The organism is Streptomyces sp. NPDC091292, assembly GCF_044757265.1.
Lineage (GTDB): Bacteria > Actinomycetota > Actinomycetes > Streptomycetales > Streptomycetaceae > Streptomyces.
This window is the reverse complement of sequence record NZ_JBIVUQ010000009.1, coordinates 86,151-101,679: the sequence shown is the minus strand read 5'-3', so window position 1 is coordinate 101,679 and position 15,529 is coordinate 86,151. Positions and strand designations below refer to the sequence as shown.

General features: G+C 69.1%; 13 protein-coding genes. 4 read left to right on the top strand and 9 right to left on the bottom strand.

Going from position 1 to position 15,529, the window contains the following annotated elements:
• Positions 1-269: 269 nt before the first annotated feature.
• Positions 270-908, top strand: coding sequence for a hypothetical protein (locus tag ACIQNU_RS24535; protein WP_401370151.1), 639 nt, complete (start codon positions 270-272; stop codon positions 906-908).
• A gap of 205 nt (positions 909-1,113) precedes the next feature.
• Here ACIQNU_RS24535 and ACIQNU_RS24530 read toward each other — a convergent pair whose 3' ends face one another.
• The 3 genes from ACIQNU_RS24530 to ACIQNU_RS24520 all read right to left on the bottom strand — a co-directional run bounded on the left by ACIQNU_RS24530 (position 1,114) and on the right by ACIQNU_RS24520 (position 3,201).
• Positions 1,114-1,824: a hypothetical protein gene (locus tag ACIQNU_RS24530; RefSeq protein WP_401370148.1), complete on the bottom strand. Its 711-nt coding sequence runs from the start codon at positions 1,822-1,824 to the stop codon at positions 1,114-1,116.
• A 68-nt stretch (positions 1,825-1,892) separates the two neighbouring features.
• Positions 1,893-2,594 carry a ribonuclease HII gene (locus ACIQNU_RS24525; RefSeq protein WP_401370145.1) on the bottom strand — a complete coding sequence of 234 codons (702 nt, stop codon included), beginning with the start codon at positions 2,592-2,594 and terminating at the stop codon, positions 1,893-1,895.
• A 61-nt stretch (positions 2,595-2,655) separates the two neighbouring features.
• On the bottom strand, positions 2,656-3,201 hold the full coding sequence (locus tag ACIQNU_RS24520; protein ID WP_401370534.1) for a TetR/AcrR family transcriptional regulator: 546 nt from the start codon (positions 3,199-3,201) through the stop codon (positions 2,656-2,658).
• A 393-nt stretch (positions 3,202-3,594) separates the two neighbouring features.
• On the opposite strand from ACIQNU_RS24520, the gene ACIQNU_RS24515 reads away from it, so the two are divergent.
• Positions 3,595-5,142 carry an MFS transporter gene (locus tag ACIQNU_RS24515; RefSeq protein WP_401370143.1) on the top strand — a complete coding sequence of 516 codons (1,548 nt, stop codon included), beginning with the start codon at positions 3,595-3,597 and terminating at the stop codon, positions 5,140-5,142.
• A 223-nt stretch (positions 5,143-5,365) separates the two neighbouring features.
• Here ACIQNU_RS24515 and ACIQNU_RS24510 read toward each other — a convergent pair whose 3' ends face one another.
• From ACIQNU_RS24510 to ACIQNU_RS24495, 4 genes are all read right to left on the bottom strand, one after another.
• Complete coding sequence (locus ACIQNU_RS24510; protein ID WP_401370532.1) at positions 5,366-6,808, bottom strand: DUF4153 domain-containing protein; 1,443 nt, start codon at positions 6,806-6,808, stop codon at positions 5,366-5,368.
• A 469-nt stretch (positions 6,809-7,277) separates the two neighbouring features.
• The gene (locus tag ACIQNU_RS24505; RefSeq protein ID WP_401370141.1) at positions 7,278-8,183 is read right to left on the bottom strand and encodes an ADP-ribosylglycohydrolase family protein; all 906 of its coding nucleotides are present in this window, start codon (positions 8,181-8,183) and stop codon (positions 7,278-7,280) included.
• 37 nt (positions 8,184-8,220) lie between these two features.
• Positions 8,221-8,880 carry a histidine phosphatase family protein gene (locus tag ACIQNU_RS24500; RefSeq protein ID WP_401370138.1) on the bottom strand — a complete coding sequence of 220 codons (660 nt, stop codon included), beginning with the start codon at positions 8,878-8,880 and terminating at the stop codon, positions 8,221-8,223.
• Between the two features lie 178 nt (positions 8,881-9,058).
• Positions 9,059-9,664: a YdbC family protein gene (locus tag ACIQNU_RS24495; RefSeq protein WP_401370136.1), complete on the bottom strand. Its 606-nt coding sequence runs from the start codon at positions 9,662-9,664 to the stop codon at positions 9,059-9,061.
• A gap of 194 nt (positions 9,665-9,858) precedes the next feature.
• Here ACIQNU_RS24495 and ACIQNU_RS24490 point away from each other — a divergent pair, with 194 nt between their 5' ends.
• Positions 9,859-10,389 carry a TerD family protein gene (locus ACIQNU_RS24490; RefSeq protein WP_401370133.1) on the top strand — a complete coding sequence of 177 codons (531 nt, stop codon included), beginning with the start codon at positions 9,859-9,861 and terminating at the stop codon, positions 10,387-10,389.
• Positions 10,390-10,550: 161 nt separating this feature from the next.
• On the opposite strand, the gene ACIQNU_RS24485 is transcribed toward ACIQNU_RS24490, so the two are convergent.
• Entirely contained in the window at positions 10,551-13,448 is a 2,898-nt protein-coding gene (locus tag ACIQNU_RS24485; protein WP_401370131.1) for a vitamin B12-dependent ribonucleotide reductase, read from the bottom strand.
• 159 nt (positions 13,449-13,607) lie between these two features.
• The gene (nrdR, locus tag ACIQNU_RS24480) at positions 13,608-14,168 is read right to left on the bottom strand and encodes a transcriptional regulator NrdR (RefSeq protein WP_401370128.1); all 561 of its coding nucleotides are present in this window, start codon (positions 14,166-14,168) and stop codon (positions 13,608-13,610) included.
• Between the two features lie 559 nt (positions 14,169-14,727).
• Here nrdR and lexA point away from each other — a divergent pair.
• The gene (gene lexA / locus ACIQNU_RS24475; RefSeq protein WP_401370125.1) at positions 14,728-15,516 is read left to right on the top strand and encodes a transcriptional repressor LexA; all 789 of its coding nucleotides are present in this window, start codon (positions 14,728-14,730) and stop codon (positions 15,514-15,516) included.
• The last annotated feature ends 13 nt before the right edge of the window (positions 15,517-15,529 follow it).

Sequence of the window (15,529 nt, the reverse complement as noted above, 5' to 3'; positions counted from 1 at the left end):
CGTGCACGGCGGGAGGGACGCGGGGCCGCTGAAGAAGCTACTGATGAAGAAGCAACTGACGGGGACAACCACGGGGAGGGATATAGGCGACGGATCAGCCGATACCGGTCGACAGTCCTAATTGCTCGTTGCCGCAAGCCAGTACGAAGGGAAGAATTGGAAGGGCTCCCCTGCGGCTTGTCCGTGGTCCGGTCGGGCTGTGCCGCGGTGCGCGCGCCCCCACGTCCGCCCACCGTCCGCAGCGCGGGCGCGTATCCGAAGGGAGGGCCGTGACCTTCGGATTCACTCCGTCCACGGCGGCATCGATGTCGGAGTCCTCGACCCGTTCCGATCACTCCGCCGACCCCGTCAACCGCCTGTCCCGGATGCTCGAACCCGCCGAGTGGGCCGCGGCCGGCATACCGCTGCTCCGCAATCCGCGCGAGGTCGTCAGCGGGCTCCACTCACGGCACCGCCCCACTCCGACCACGGCCGTCGTCGCGGTCCTGGACCCCGACGAGCGGCTGAGCGCGAGCGCGTCGTTCGCCCGGCGGCCCGCAGCGGCGGACGGATGGGTCCTGCGGAACGCACTGCTGTCGCAGTTGCGCCGGGTGATCCCGCACGATCTGCGGCGGAGGACCCCGATCCGTACCGCCGTACTGCTCTACTGCCGGGACGGCGACGCGCGGTGGACGGAGGAGGACGGCGCCTGGATGTGGGGGCTCCGGGACGCCTGCACGCTGCACGGACTGCGCTGCGGAGCGTACATCACACTGACCCGGGACGGTTGGCAGGTCCTGGGCGAGGGACGGGGCGGACGCCGGCCGAACGCGCTGTCGGTGCCGAGCCACGTCGCCGACGTGGAGCCGCTGCCACCGCGTACCGGAGGCGCGGCGTCAGACGTGATGCGGCGCGCAGCCGCCCTCTGACCCCGCGCCACCGGGCGACAGCACAGGTACGAAGGAACCGGTGGGTCTCCGACCTCGCACGTGATCTTGGACCCCGCACGTGATCCTTGGACCCCGCGCGTGATCCTTGCCCTTGCGACTCGGGACGGCGCGCACACACCAGGGCAGCCCACATCGCCCGGCGCCCGAGAACGGGCCCCGGGCGTCGGCACCACGCCGAGGCCGGTCAGACCCCGGCGCCCAGCACCGAGTTGATGCGCTCCGGGTCGCCGCAGACGATCAGGAGACTGCTCGCCTTGGTGAGGGCGAGCGGCAGGGCGGTGCCCACCGCGGCTCCACCGCCGTTGACGGCGACGACCACCACGGGACGGGCGGTCGCCCGGCCGGTGACGGCCGCGTCGGCGTAGAAGACGTCGTCACCGGCGTCGTGCTGCGCCCAGTAGGCGGTGTCGCCGAAGGACAGTTCGTGTGCGGCCCACGGGTGCTGCTCCCCGGTGGTGACCACCAGGATCTCCCCGGGGGCACGACCGGAGTCGAGCAGCAGGTCGACGGCTTCCTCGGCGGCGTCCAGCGCACCATCGGCCGGGGCCGGGACGAGCTGGATCTGCGGTGTCGCGGCAGCCTGGTTCGGAACGGCAGGGGCAGCCCGGTCCGGAGCAGTCGGGGCGGCCTGGTTCGGGACAACGGGGGCCGACTCCGCCGGGGCGGCGGGAGTCGCGGCCGGGGCAGGACCCGGCTTGGCGGCCGACGGCTCGCGCGGCGTGCGCTGCGCGGGTGGCGTGGGCCGGAGAGGACCCGGCCGGCCGGGGCGCGGCGGAGCCGCGGGGCGCGGACCGGGTACAGGGCGAGGGGTCGGCGCGGTACGGCCACTGGCCGGGGTGGCGCGGGGACCCTGGGCACTCTCGTGAATCTGAGGCTCCTCGGGAATGAGAGGCATGAGCTGATTTTTATCAAACGCCGGTGCGACTCGCTCCGGCGGGTGGCACATGAGTGCGAGCGAAAGCGTCAGAATTCGAGGCCGAGCTGGCCCTCGATCTCCGGAACGCCTCCGTCCGCCCAACTACGGGCCTTCTTGAGATGCCGCCACTGGGGCAGCGCATCAAGATACGCCCACGTGAGCCGGTGGTACGGGGTGGGGCCCCGCTCCTCCAAGGCGGCCCGGTGCACCGGTGACGGATACCCGGCATTGGCCGCAAAGTCGAAGTCTGCATGGTCGACACCCAGTTCGGCCATCATTTTGTCGCGCCGTACTTTGGCGATCACCGACGCCGCGGCGACGGCCACGCAGGAACGATCTCCCTTGATGACCGTGCGCACACGCCAAGGGGTGCCGAGGTAGTCGTGCTTGCCGTCGAGGATGACGGCGTCGGGACGTACGGGAAGGGCTTCCAGGGCACGGATCGCGGCCAGCCGGAGGGCTGCCGTCATGCCCAGGTCGTCGATCTCCTCGTGCGAGGCGTGACCGAGGGCGTGCGCGGTGACCCAGCCCTCCAACTCCTCGGCGAGCGGCGCGCGTCGCTCGCGAGGGATGAGCTTGGAGTCCGTGAGCCCTTCGGGCGGCCGGCGCAGTCCGGTGATCGCGGCGCAGACCGTGACCGGTCCGGCCCAGGCACCGCGCCCCACTTCGTCGACGCCCGCGATGACCTTCGCTCCGGTGAGGGCGCGTATCGAGCGCTCGACAGTGTGGGTGGGTGCTTCGTATGCCATGACGCCTGTCACCCTACGCCGCTCCCGGCACCCGCCGACACCCTGGTCCGGACCGCTCGCGTCAGCCTGCCGGTGACCGGACCAGCGGGACCATGACCTGATCGATCATCTCCTCAAGATCCCGCTCACCCCATTCACTTCCGCACACCTTCGAGCGGTACATCATCATCGCCGGGATGACATCGCAGACGTAGTCGGCGGTCGCTCCGGGACGCACCTCTCCGCGGTCGATTCCGCGTCGGAGCACTTCCCTGATGAGTTCCACGCCCGGCCGGACGATGCCTTCGAAGATCACGCCGTGGAAGCGTTCGGCCGCCGGGACATCGCATTCGTGAAGGACGGAGCGGAGGGCGGATCCGGGGCGCGAGAACATCGCCTCGCGCATCAGACGGCAGAGTTCCAGGAGGTCCCCGCGGACGCCGCCGGTGTCGGGTGCGTCCTGGAGCGCCGGGAGTCCGGCCTGGAGCGCATCGGCCACCAGGTCCTCCTTGGAAGGCCAGCGGCGGTAGATCGCGGCCTTGCCGGTCTGGGCTCCGGCGGCGACGCCTTCCATGGTGAGGCCACCCCAGCCGACCGTACTGAGCTGTTCCAGCGCGGCTTCGAGGATGGCTCGTTCGAGTACGGCGCCGCGTCGGCGGGCGGAGGCCGGCGGGGAGGAGACCGGTGGCGGGGAAGTCGGTGATGGGGAAGGGGCCGGGGCCGAAGGGGCCGATACGGAAGCGGCCGATGCAGAGGGGGCGGGTGCGGAAGGGGCCGATTCGGAGGCGGCCGGTTCGGAAGCGGCCGATACGGGAGCGGCCGATGCGGAGGGGGCCGGTGCGGGGGCGGCCGTCCAGCGCGAAGTATTCATCTCTGATTCTCCGATGAACCGTGAGCGGGTGCGTTGGCGAGGCCTACGAGCAGCGTATTCAGTGAACGGTTGCGTTCACTGTCGGGGACTCACTACCGTAGGCACACAGTGAACGGATCCGTTCACTAACGCACTTCTGGGGGACCCATAGTGACAACCTCTCAGTTGACCCACGACCGAAAGCCCGGAGCCGCCCGGCGTCAAGGGCGGCCCGGCCTCGCGCTGACCGTGATCGCGGCCTGCCAACTCATGGTGGTCCTGGATGCCACCATTGTGAACATAGCCCTGCCACATATTCAGAACGCGCTGAACTTCTCCACCACCGACCTCACCTGGGTCGTGAGCGCGTACACCCTCACCTTCGGCGGTCTGCTGCTGCTCGGCGGTCGCGCCGGTGACATCCTGGGGCGCCGCCGGGTCTTCATGGCCGGCATTCTCGTGTTCACCTTCGCCTCCCTGCTCGGCGGCCTCGCCCAGGAGCCCTGGCAACTGCTTCTGGCCCGTGCCCTACAGGGCGTCGGCGGCGCGATAGCATCGCCCACCGCGCTGGCCCTCATCACCACGACCTTCCCCGAAGGCCCCGAGCGGAACCGGGCGTTCGGTGTGTTCGCGGCGGTCTCCGCGGGCGGCGGCGCGGTCGGCCTGCTGGCCGGCGGGATGCTCACCGAGTGGCTCGACTGGCGCTGGGTCCTGTTCGTCAATGTGCCGATCGGCATCCTGATCGCCGTCCTCGCACCGCTCTACATCACCGAGTCCGAACGCCATCCGGGACGCTTCGACATCGCGGGCGCCCTCACGTCCACACTGGGCATGGCGTCTCTCGTGTACGGATTCATCCGCGCGTCGGAAGAGGGCTGGCGGGACAGTCTGACGCTCGGTTCCTTCGCCGCGGCGGTGGTGCTGCTTGTGGCGTTCGGCCTGGTCGAGAGCCGCGCGAAGGAGCCGATCACACCACTGAGGATGTTCGCCGACCGCAACCGCTCCGGCACGTATCTGATCATGCTGAGCCTGGCCGCGGCGATGTTCGGGATGTTCTTCTTCATCGTCCTGTTCGTGCAGAACGTCCTCTCGTACACCCCGATCGAGGCCGGTCTCGCCTTCCTGCCGGTGACGGTCGCGATCGCCATCGGTGCGGGTCTGTCGCAGCGGCTGCTGCCGGTGCTCGGCCCGAAGCCGTTCATGGTTGCCGGTTCGACGATCGTGGTCCTGGGGCTCGGCTGGCAGACGTTCATCACTCCCGACAGCTCGTACCTCGGCGGGGTACTGGGACCCATGCTGCTGTTCGGCTTCGGCATGGGGCTGAACTTCGTGACCCTCACCCTGACCGCGGTCTCCGGTGTGGCCCCGCACGAAGCGGGCGCGGCATCGGGCCTGCTGAACACGACGCAGCAGGTCGGCGGCTCGCTGGGCCTGTCGATCCTCACGACGGTGTTCGGTACGGCGACCCGGGACGAGGCGAAGAACCAGATCCCGGACTTCATGGCCAACGCGTCAGCGGAGCAGAAGGCCGAGTTCGCGAAGACCCAGCAACTGCCCGCGCCCTGGGGCCACGAGGTGCTGTCGCACGGCATCGCCACGGCGTTCGTCCCGGCCGTCGCGATGGCAGTCCTGGCGCTGCTCACCGCGGCCCTGGTGATCAGGGTCCGCAAGAGCGACCTGGAGGCACTCTCGGGTACGGCGGGGCCTGCGGGCGGCTGACCGGGGGCCCGGGACGGATGCTGAGGCGCCGATGGGTGGGGAGGGCTCGGGGGCCCTCCCCCCTCCACCACCCCACCCGCCCCCGAACACTGAATCCAACCCCGCCCCGCCTCCGAACACCGAACCTCGACCCGTGACCGATCCGGCGCCCGGAACGGCACCCATCCCCACCGGTCCCAGGCCCCCGGTCCCAGGCCCCAGGCCCCAGGCCCCAGGCCCCAGCTCACCGATACTCCGCCCCTTCCGCCACCCCCAGACACTCCGTGTACGAAGCCTGGGGCGGGTGGTCCTTCAGGACTTGGCGTGCTCGGGCCTCGCCGAGGCTCGTTGCGTACCAGGGGCGGTCGTCCAGGTCGAGGCCGCCCTCGATCTCGCGCAGGGCACACGACCGCATCGGCTCGGTCAGCTTGTCCAACGCGGGCACCGCGTCCGCCGACAGATCGCCCGCGTACTCCAGGTCGAACTTCTGCGTCTTCTCGTACCGCGCCACGTTGGTCTCGGCGATGAGGGCGTCGGGCGACAGGAGACCGAAGGCGAGTACAGCCACGGCGGCGCTCGCGGCGACGGCGCGCGGGAGCCAGCGGGCGCCCCATACTCCGGATACTCCGGCCGCCATGATCAGCACGATGACGAGCCCGAGCCACAGCTCTGCGGTGACCACGGAGATCCGCAGTCGAGTCAGTCCATACGCCTCCACATACATGTCCATACGCCGTACCGCCGATGCCACGACAACGAGCGTGAGGACACAGAGAGTTCCCAGGACACCACGGACGAGTGTCCGGTCACCCGGGGCGGAGCGCGGTGCCCAGCGGAGCGCGAAGACGATGACGAGCAGCGTGAGCAGGGTGGCCAGGAGAAGTTGCCAGAAGCCCTGCCGGGCGTAGGCCGAGTACGTGAGGCCCGTCCTGTCGAGCACGGCCTGGTATCCGCCGAAGAGGACGGCGAGTTGGACGGCGTTGAAGACAGCGAACAGCAGGTTGAGGACGATCAGTGGCACGGCCCATTCGGCGCGGCCCCGCTCGCGGCCGGGCCCCACCGCGATGTCGTCCCAGTGGATGGGCGCCGCGGCGACGTGCGCGGCGGCCAGCGCGAAGACGATGCCGAACGCGAACAGAAACACGCGCCAGGGCCCTTGGGCACCGGATACGTCGGGGACGAGTCCGCCGAGCAGGTCGGCGAAGGCCGCGTCGGCTCCCGCGAACAGGGCGCCGAACACCAAGAGCAGCACCGCCGTCACGGCGACGGCCCGCAGGCCCTGTCCCACTTTGCCGGAGGCGTCGCCGGAACGTTCCCGCAGGCCGCGCCAGCCCCAGGCGATGCCTTGGGGCAGGGCGTCGACGAGGCCCAGCGGGCTGAGGACGATGCCGGACCAAGTGCGGGAGCCGTGGAGGGCCAGTGAGCCCAGTCCGACGGCGGTCGCGACGGCGAGGAAGGACGGCCAGCCGGCGTCCCGCAGCGAGGGCACGGTGAGCAGGGCGAGGCCGCCGGCGCCCCAGACGAGGGTCCAGGGGCGTGGGCGCCGGCCGCCGCGTCGCGCGGCGTAGTACGCGGCGAGGGTCGCGGGGATGGCGACAAGGAGCAGGTTCAGCGCCATGCCGTCGCCGAACAGCGCCATGCTCAGGATTCCGGTGGCGAGCACCGCCCACAGGGTCGCGGTGCGCATGGCCTTCGGCGGATCGCTCCGCAGATCGGCGACCCAGGGCTCGACGGCCGGGCCGGTGACCTTCAGGTCGTGCTCGGGACCGTCGTCATCGGGCGCGCCGTCCTCCAGCGCGTCGTCATCATCGATCGCATCGTCGTCTTTTGTACCCTCGTCTGCCACACCGTCGTCCATCGCGGTGTCCACGGTCGCGTCACCCTGGGCGACGGTTTTCTCAGGCACCTCAGGCCCCTCAGGTTTCCCAGGCTTCTCATGTGGCGGTTCTGTCGATTTCTCGGTCACGGGACCCCCTCCCGACCGATCCGGCACGCGCGTACGACTGCGGCGCGCGGGGACCGGTGTCTCGTACGAATCACGCCGGTCATGATCGACAAGCGGCGTGGGCGCAAGAGTAAGCCTCCGGTCAAGTACGGCAGGCCCGGGGAAGTCGGCCTGTGGCACGACCGTGACAGTGAGCGCCCGTAAAGACCCGCTACGCGCGCGTGGGCACCCATTCGGGCAGTGCTTCGGTGCGCGCGGCCCAGGACTCGGGCGGGCCGCCGGTGTCGGCGGTGGCCACGATGCCGCCCACGATCGCGCACGTGGTGTCGACGTCCCCGCCGACCTGCGCCGTCTCCCAGAAGGCCCGCTCGAAGTCGCCGAGACAGCGCGCGGCGGACCAGACGGCGAAGGGCACGGTGTCGTGTGCGGTGGTCCGGCGACCGCAGCCGAGTACGGCGGCGACGGTTCCGGGGTCGTCGTAGTCGAGCATGTCCCGCGCGCGGCGCAGCCCCGCACCGACGGCACTGCGCGGTACGAGGGCGATGACGCCGTCGAGCAGGGCCTCCGGGGTGGGCGGGCCCGCAGGATCGGCGGCCAGGGCAGCCGCGGCGGCGACGGCCATGGAACCGACGACGGCCTCGCGGTGCTGGTGGGTCGGGTAGGCGGAGATCTCTGCCTGGTGGGTGGCCTGCTCCGGGTCGTCGGCGTACCAGGCGCCGAGCGGGGCGATCCGCATAGCGGCGCCGTTGCCCCAGGAGCCCTGGCCGTTGAAGAGGGCAGCCGCGAGTTCCCGCCAGTCGCCGCCCTCTCTGACGAGGCGGAGCAGGCGGTTCACGGCGGGTCCGTAGCCGCGGTCGAAGTCGTGTCGCTGGGCGAAGGACCGGGCGAGGGCGTCCTGGTCGATGCGGCGGTGTGCGGCGAGGACGGTGACGACGGAGGACGCCATTTCCGTGTCGTCGGTCCACTGCCAGGTGCCGGACGGCACTTCGCGGCGTTTGAGGAGGGGGTAGTTCACGGGGACGAAGTACTGGGAGCCCAGTGCGTCCCCGACCGAGAGCCCGCGCAGGCTGGCCAGGGCGCGGCCGAGGCGTGGGGCGGGAGAGGAGTCAGCGGTCATCGCCCTGCCACTCTATCCGGTGACCCCGTTCGATTCGCTATCCGGTGATTCCGTACGGTTCTGGTTCGCGCCAGCGTTCGAATGGCCGGTCCAGGGTGTATTTGCCGTCGGCGCCGAGTTCCAGGACGCGCGTCTCGCCGTTGCCCGGGTTGGAGAGGGATTCGAATTCGGCGACGCTCCAGTGGAACCAGCGCATGCAGAACAGCCGCATGGTGAGTCCATGGGTGACGAGGAGGACGTTGGCGGGGTGGTTCTTGTCCTCGAAGCTGCGGTAGAGGCTCTCCAGGAAGGCGCCCACGCGGTCGTACACGTCGGCTCCTGACTCGCCCTGGGCGAAGCGGTAGAAGAAGTGCCCGTAGGCGTCCCGGTACGCCTTCTGGAGGCGGACGTCCTCGCGGTCCTGCCAGTTGCCCCAGTCCTGCTCGCGCAGCCGGGGTTCCTCGCGGACGCGGACGAGTCCGGGGTCGAGGCGGAAGGCGCGGAATGTTTCGTGGGTGCGCCGATAGGGCGAGACGTACACGCTTACGCGTTCCTCGCCGAAGAGTTCCCTGAGCCGCTTGCCGGTGTCGTCGGCCTGCTGCCGTCCCGTGGGTGTGAGCGGGAGGGCGTGGTCGGGTTCGCGTTCGTACACGGTGTCATCGGCGTTCCCTTCCGACTCTCCGTGCCGGACAAGGACGATGCGCCGTGGTCGTACCATACGGAAACCCTAGATCGGGTTCGCCGTTCGAGCAGTTGTCCGGAGTCCATACGGTGGGGCGTGTTCTCCTGGGGTACTCGAACAGTTCGGTGATCAGTTCGGTGATCAATTCAGTTCAGTACGCAGTTCAGCTCAGTACGCAGTTCAGTGCTCAGTCCGGCGCTGCCGGCACCGGCGCTCACACGGTCCAGGCAGGTTCCAGGTCCACGATGTCGCCGGTCAGGGCGGCCACGTCAGCTTCCGTCTGGGCGCGCAGCGAGAGTCGTTCGATGCGTTCGACGCGGTATTTGCCGTGTTCGGCGGCGGACTGCCACATGGAGAGGATCATGAATTCGTTTCCGGGCGCCTCGCCGAACAGGCCGCGCACCATTCCGGGTGATCCGGCCATCGCCGGGTTCCAGACCTTCTCCTGCATGAGGGCGAAGTGTTCGGCGCGCTCGGCGTGGACCCGGCAGTGCGCGACTCTGAGCAGGTCGGAGTCCGTGAAGCGGGGTTCGAATCCGGTCTTCACGTCGAAGCGGTGGTCGAAGAGTTTGGCGTGGGCGTCCTTGAACGTTCCCGACTGCGCGGCGGCCAGCCGGTCGTGGGAGCGGGCCATGAACGAGTCGTAGAACGCCCGGCTCTCCCAGAACGCGAAGACATGTGCCACGCCCTGCCGACCCCGGCTCCACCCACCGCCCTGTCCCCGAAATCCCGGCTCTCCCAGAAGCCCCGCCCACTTTCGCTGTCCTCGTTCGAAGCCTCGGCGGTCGACGACGGTGCAGCGAATCCACTTGACCAGCACCGCGCCATCGTAAGGCCACGGAGCGTGGCGCCGGTCACTCCTGTGGCGGAGCGCGCGGGCAGTGGAGTCGGCCGGATCGTGCTCCTCGCGCGCGGGCGCACGTTTTCGGGTTCGAGGGGTGTCGGCGGGGCGTGGCACCATGGACAACGGACGTATGCGGCGGGGTAGTTGAAGACAACCAGAGGGGGGACCTGGTGAGCGGTCTCAACAAGGGGCTCGCGAAAGTGGAAGTGGCTGTCCGATGGGATCCGAGTCCGATCGGCACGCCCGCCCACGACCTGGACATCGTCGCGGCGACGTACACCACGGACGACATCGGGGGCGATCCGGCCTATCTGGTGTATTTCGGGAGCCGTTCACCGGACGGCACGATCACGCTGAACCGGGACAGCCGGACGGGGCAGGGCTTCGGGTACGACGAGGTGATGGTCCTGGAGCTGGACCGTCTGGCGCCCTCCTACGCGCGCGTGGTGGTCGGTGTCGCCATACAGCAGCCGGACGGACGGCGGACGTTCGGCGACATCGCGAACGCCGCGATCCGTATCCGTACGGGCCCTGTCGATGTGGATCAGCACGATTTCGCCGAGGTGGGTGGAGCGACCGCGGCGAAGGTCGGGGAGTTCACCCGTGAGGCTTCGGGAGAGTGGCACTACCACCGCGACGTGCGGGGTTTCGACGCGGACCCGCTGACTTTCGCGCGCACGATGGGCCGCGCCTCCTCCTGAGCGGATGCCGGCACGCCAAGGGGCGACGGACCGTACAGGTCCGCCGCCCCTTCAACGTTGCGTACTGCCTTGCAGCATCAGCGTTACGTACTGCCTCGCACCGTCAGTAAGGTCTGCCGCCCAGGTCGGGTCCGGCGGCAGATTCCCGTACCGCTCAAGTGTCAGCTGCATCCGCTCGTAGAGCCGCAGCCCTCGCAGATGTAGCAGGAACCGGCGCGCTGCATCTTGGTGCCGCAGGAGAAGCACAGCGGGGCGTCGGCCTGGATGCCGAGTTGCATTTCGACGAGTTCGGCGCTGGTGTGGGCCTGCTGCGGGGCGGGCTTCGCCGCCTCGGCGACCGGCTTGGGGGCGGCGACGGCCTTCAGGGACTCCGTCTGCCGGGGCGCGGACTGGGCCAGCCCCTCGACGTCCACCTCGTCGTCCGAGGGCTCGTACGAGCCGGTCTCCAGGTGGCGCTGTCGCTCGTCGGCGGAGTGGATGCCGAGGGCGGAGCGCGTCTCGAAGGGCAGGAAGTCCAGTGCCAGGCGGCGGAAGATGTAGTCGACGATCGACTGCGCCATCCGCACGTCCGGGTCGTCCGTCATGCCGGCGGGCTCGAAGCGCATGTTGGTGAACTTCGAGACGTACGTCTCCAGGGGGACGCCGTACTGGAGTCCGACGGAGACGGCGATGGAGAAGGCGTCCATCATGCCCGCGAGGGTGGAGCCCTGCTTGGACATCTTCAGGAAGACCTCGCCGAGACCGTCGTCCGGGTAGGAGTTGGCGGTCATGTAGCCCTCGGCGCCGCCGACCGTGAAGGACGTGGTGATGCCGGGGCGGCCCTTGGGGAGCCGCTTGCGGACGGGGCGGTACTCGACGACCTTCTCGACCGCGGCCCGGATGGTGTCCTCGGCCTTGGCGGTGACGGCGGCCTTCTCGGTGTCCTTGGTCTTCGCCGAGAGCGGCTGGCCGACCTTGCAGTTGTCGCGGTAGATCGCGAGCGCCTTGACGCCCATCTTCCACGCCTTGAAGTAGATCTCCTCGACCTCTTCGACGGACGCCGTCTCCGGCATGTTGACCGTCTTGGAGAGCGCGCCCGAGATCCACGGCTGGATCGCGGCCATCATGCGGACGTGGCCCATCGCGGAGATGGAACGCTCGCCCATGGCGCAGTCGAAGACCTCGTAGTGCTCCTGCTTGAGGCCGGGGGCGTCGACGACATTGCCGTGGTCGGCGATGTGGGCGACGATCGCCTCGATCTGCTCCTCCTGGTAGCCCAGGCGGCGCAGGGCCTGCGGCACGGTGCCGTTGACGATCTGCATCGAGCCGCCGCCGACCAGCTTCTTGAACTTGACCAGGGCGAGGTCGGGCTCCAGGCCTGTCGTGTCGCAGGACATCGCGAGACCGATGGTGCCGGTCGGGGCGATGACGGACGCCTGCGAGTTGCGGAATCCGTTCTTCTCGCCGAGCCGGATCACGTCCTGCCAGGCCTCCGTGGCGGCGGCCCAGATCGGCGAGTCCAGGTCGTCGACGCGGACGGCCTTGGCGTTGGCGTCGGCGTGCTGCTTCATGACGCGCTGGTGCGGGTCGGCATTGCGCGCGTAGCCGTCGTACGGGCCGACGACCGCGGCGAGTTCGGCGGACCGCTTGTACGAGGTGCCTGTCATCAGGGAGGTGATGGCGCCGGCGAGGGCGCGGCCACCGTCCGAGTCGTAGGCGTGGCCTGTGGCCATGAGCAGGGCGCCCAGGTTGGCGTAGCCGATGCCGAGCTGGCGGAAGGCGCGGGTGTTCTCGCCGATCTTCTGGGTGGGGAAGTCGGCGAAGCAGATGGAGATGTCCATCGCGGTGATGACCAGCTCGACGACCTTGGCGAAGCGGTCGACGTCGAAGGACTGGTGGCCCTTGGAGTCGTCCTTGAGGAACTTCATCAGGTTCAGCGAGGCGAGGTTGCAGGACGTGTTGTCCAGGTGCATGTACTCGCTGCACGGGTTCGAGCCGTTGATGCGGCCGGACTCGGGGCAGGTGTGCCACTGGTTGATGGTGTCGTCGTACTGGATGCCCGGGTCGGCGCAGGCCCACGCGGCCTCGGCCATCTTGCGGAAGAGGGTCTTGGCGTCGACCTCTTCGATGACGTCGCCGGTCATCCGCGCGCGGAGGCCGAACTTGCCGCCGTTCTCGACGGCCTTCATGAACTCGTCGTTCACGCGGACCGAGTTGTTGGCGTTCTGGTACTGGACGGACGTGATGTCGTCGCCGCCCAGGTCCATGTCGAAGCCCGCGTCGCGCAGGGCGCGGATCTTCTCCTCCTCCTTGACCTTGGTCTCGATGAAGTTCTCGATGTCGGGGTGGTCGACGTCGAGGATGACCATCTTGGCGGCGCGGCGCGTGGCGCCACCCGACTTGATGGTTCCCGCGGAGGCGTCGGCTCCGCGCATGAACGAGACCGGTCCCGAGGCGTTGCCGCCGGAGGAGAGGAGTTCCTTGGAGGAACGGATGCGGGAGAGGTTCAGGCCAGCGCCGGAGCCGCCCTTGAAGATCATGCCCTCTTCCTTGTACCAGTCGAGGATCGACTCCATGGAGTCGTCGACGGACAGGATGAAGCAGGCCGAGACCTGCTGGGGCTGCGGGGTTCCGACGTTGAACCACACGGGCGAGTTGAAGCTGAAGATCTGGTGCAGGAGGGCGTACGCCAGCTCGTGCTCGAAGATCTCGGCGTCGGCGGGAGAGGCGAAGTACTTGTGGTCCTCGCCGGCCTTCCGGTACGTCTTCACGATGCGGTCGATCAGCTGCCTGAGGCCGGTCTCGCGCTGCGGGGTGCCGACAGCACCGCGGAAGTACTTACTGGTGACGATGTTGACCGCGTTCACCGACCAGAAGTCGGGGAACTCGACGCCACGCTGCTCGAAATTGACCGAGCCGTCGCGCCAATTGGTCATGACGACGTCACGACGCTCCCAGGCCACCTCGTCGTACGGATGCACGCCGGGGGTGGTGTGGATGCGCTCGATACGCAGCCCCTTGCCGTTCTTCGCGCCCTTGGCGCGTGAACCGCGTGCCGGACCGCTCGCCGTCTCTGTCATGCCGCCTCCCTGTATCGGGCGATAACGCCCAAAAGTGCCTCGTTCTTCCCGTGGCACGGTGATGTGTCTTGTGCTGCGGACGCCGCTTTTGCCGCCCCCAGCAGGTCTTGGCCGCCGCCGATCGGCCGGCCGGACGGTGCGTCCGGTCCGGCTCGTCCGTCAGTCGGTGGCGATGGCGGGCACGGGGACTTCGACAGTCCCTCCGGGCCCGCGTTGTTTCGCTTCGCGTTCCGCGCCCGCTCCGTCCGGGTTCGCGTCCGCGGTGATGCGCTGCTCCCGCTCGTCTCTCAGTTCGACGATGGCGGCCTCGAAGTCCTCCAGCGAGTCGAACGCCCGGTAGACGGACGCGAAGCGCAGATAGGCGACGAGGTCGAGTTCCTGAAGCGGTCCGAGTATGGCCAGTCCCACGTCGTGGGTGGTCAGCTCGGCGCTGCCGGTGGCCCGCACCGCCTCTTCGACCCGCTGGCCGAGCTGGGCGAGGGCGTCCTCCGTGACGGGCCGTCCCTGGCATGCCTTGCGCACGCCGTTGATGACCTTGGTACGGCTGAAGGGCTCCGTCACGCCGCTGCGCTTGACCACCATCAGTGAACAGGTCTCCACGGTCGTGAAACGACGGGAGCAGTCGGGGCACTGGCGGCGCCTGCGGATCGACGTCCCGTCGTCGGTGGTGCGACTGTCGACGACGCGGCTGTCGGGGTGCCTGCAGAAGGGGCAGTGCATTACGTCCAACCCTCCCTCACGGCATGACTCAGAGCCTTCGAAGGCCCCTGCCGGGCCCCTCGAAGCAGCTCCCAGCATAGGCGATCGCCTGAGACACGAAGACCCGGGGACCACAACTTCTGGGCTGCTGATGCAATCCAACCACTAGATCTGGGGTTTGACGGTAAATTCCTCGCCATAGCGTGTCGCGGCGTCCGACGGTAGCGGGACGGCGACGGTACGCATCCGCGGCCGGTCGGATTCCGACCGTGTCGCGCGCGAAGGGGTGGTGAAGGGGTGGTTTCGGCGGATCGCTCCGGCGGCCTGCCGGTACGGGGGCGGTGCCCCACCGGCGGGGGTACGGATGGCAGACTGGGGCATCGGCCGCAGGGCCTGACATCCGGCGGTGAAGCGTACCGTAATCAACCGAATTGCCCGAACCGTCGAGGGTCAGCTATACACCCGGACATGTGATCGCGGTGGGTGCTTTGCAATTTTTCACTCGAACGTGTGTTTGGCGCAACCTTTCGAAAGCAACTACCGTTGGCTAGCTAGGGAGACCATTTCGAGAGGGGCCGACGTGACCACCACCGCAGACAGTGCCACCATCACTGCCCAGGACCGCGCCCAGGGCCGACACGTCGAGGCGGTGCATGCCGTGAATGACGCGGCCACGAACCCGGAGGGGCCCAAGCCCACACGCTCCCTGCCGGGCCGACCTCCCGGCATCCGGGCGGACAGCTCGGGGCTCACCGACCGGCAGCGCCGCGTCATCGAGGTCATCAGGGACTCCGTGCAGCGCCGGGGGTACCCGCCCTCCATGCGGGAGATCGGGCAGGCCGTCGGCCTCTCCAGCACCTCGTCCGTGGCCCATCAGCTGATGGCGCTGGAGCGCAAGGGCTTCCTGCGCCGCGACCCGCACCGGCCCCGCGCGTACGAGGTGCGTGGCTCCGACCAGCCCACCGCGCAGCCCACGGACACGGCGGGCAAGCCGGCCGCGTCGTATGTCCCGCTGGTCGGCCGCATCGCCGCCGGTGGCCCGATCCTCGCGGAGGAGTCCGTCGAGGACGTCTTCCCGCTCCCCCGGCAGCTCGTGGGCGACGGTGAGCTGTTCGTCCTGAAGGTCGTCGGTGACTCGATGATCGAGGCCGCCATCTGTGACGGTGACTGGGTGACGGTCCGTCGCCAGCCCGTCGCGGAGAACGGCGACATCGTGGCCGCGATGCTGGACGGCGAGGCAACGGTCAAGCGCTTCAAGCGCGAGGACGGCCATGTCTGGCTGCTGCCGCACAACTCCGCCTACCAGCCGATTCCCGGTGACGAGGCGACGATCCTCGGCAAAGTCGTGGCGGTACTGCGGCGGATCTGAGTGACTGATCGGA

Coding starts and splice junctions, on each gene's coding strand:
- ACIQNU_RS24485 (WP_401370131.1), bottom strand. CDS start 13,448: ATGACAGAGACGGCGAGCGGTCCGGCACGCGGTTCACGCGCCAAGGGC.
- ACIQNU_RS24525 (WP_401370145.1), bottom strand. CDS start 2,594: ATGGCATACGAAGCACCCACCCACACTGTCGAGCGCTCGATACGCGCC.
- ACIQNU_RS24510 (WP_401370532.1), bottom strand. CDS start 6,808: ATGCGCACCGCGACCCTGTGGGCGGTGCTCGCCACCGGAATCCTGAGC.
- ACIQNU_RS24530 (WP_401370148.1), bottom strand. CDS start 1,824: ATGCCTCTCATTCCCGAGGAGCCTCAGATTCACGAGAGTGCCCAGGGT.
- nrdR (WP_401370128.1), bottom strand. CDS start 14,168: ATGCACTGCCCCTTCTGCAGGCACCCCGACAGCCGCGTCGTCGACAGT.
- ACIQNU_RS24500 (WP_401370138.1), bottom strand. CDS start 8,880: ATGGTACGACCACGGCGCATCGTCCTTGTCCGGCACGGAGAGTCGGAA.
- ACIQNU_RS24505 (WP_401370141.1), bottom strand. CDS start 8,183: ATGACCGCTGACTCCTCTCCCGCCCCACGCCTCGGCCGCGCCCTGGCC.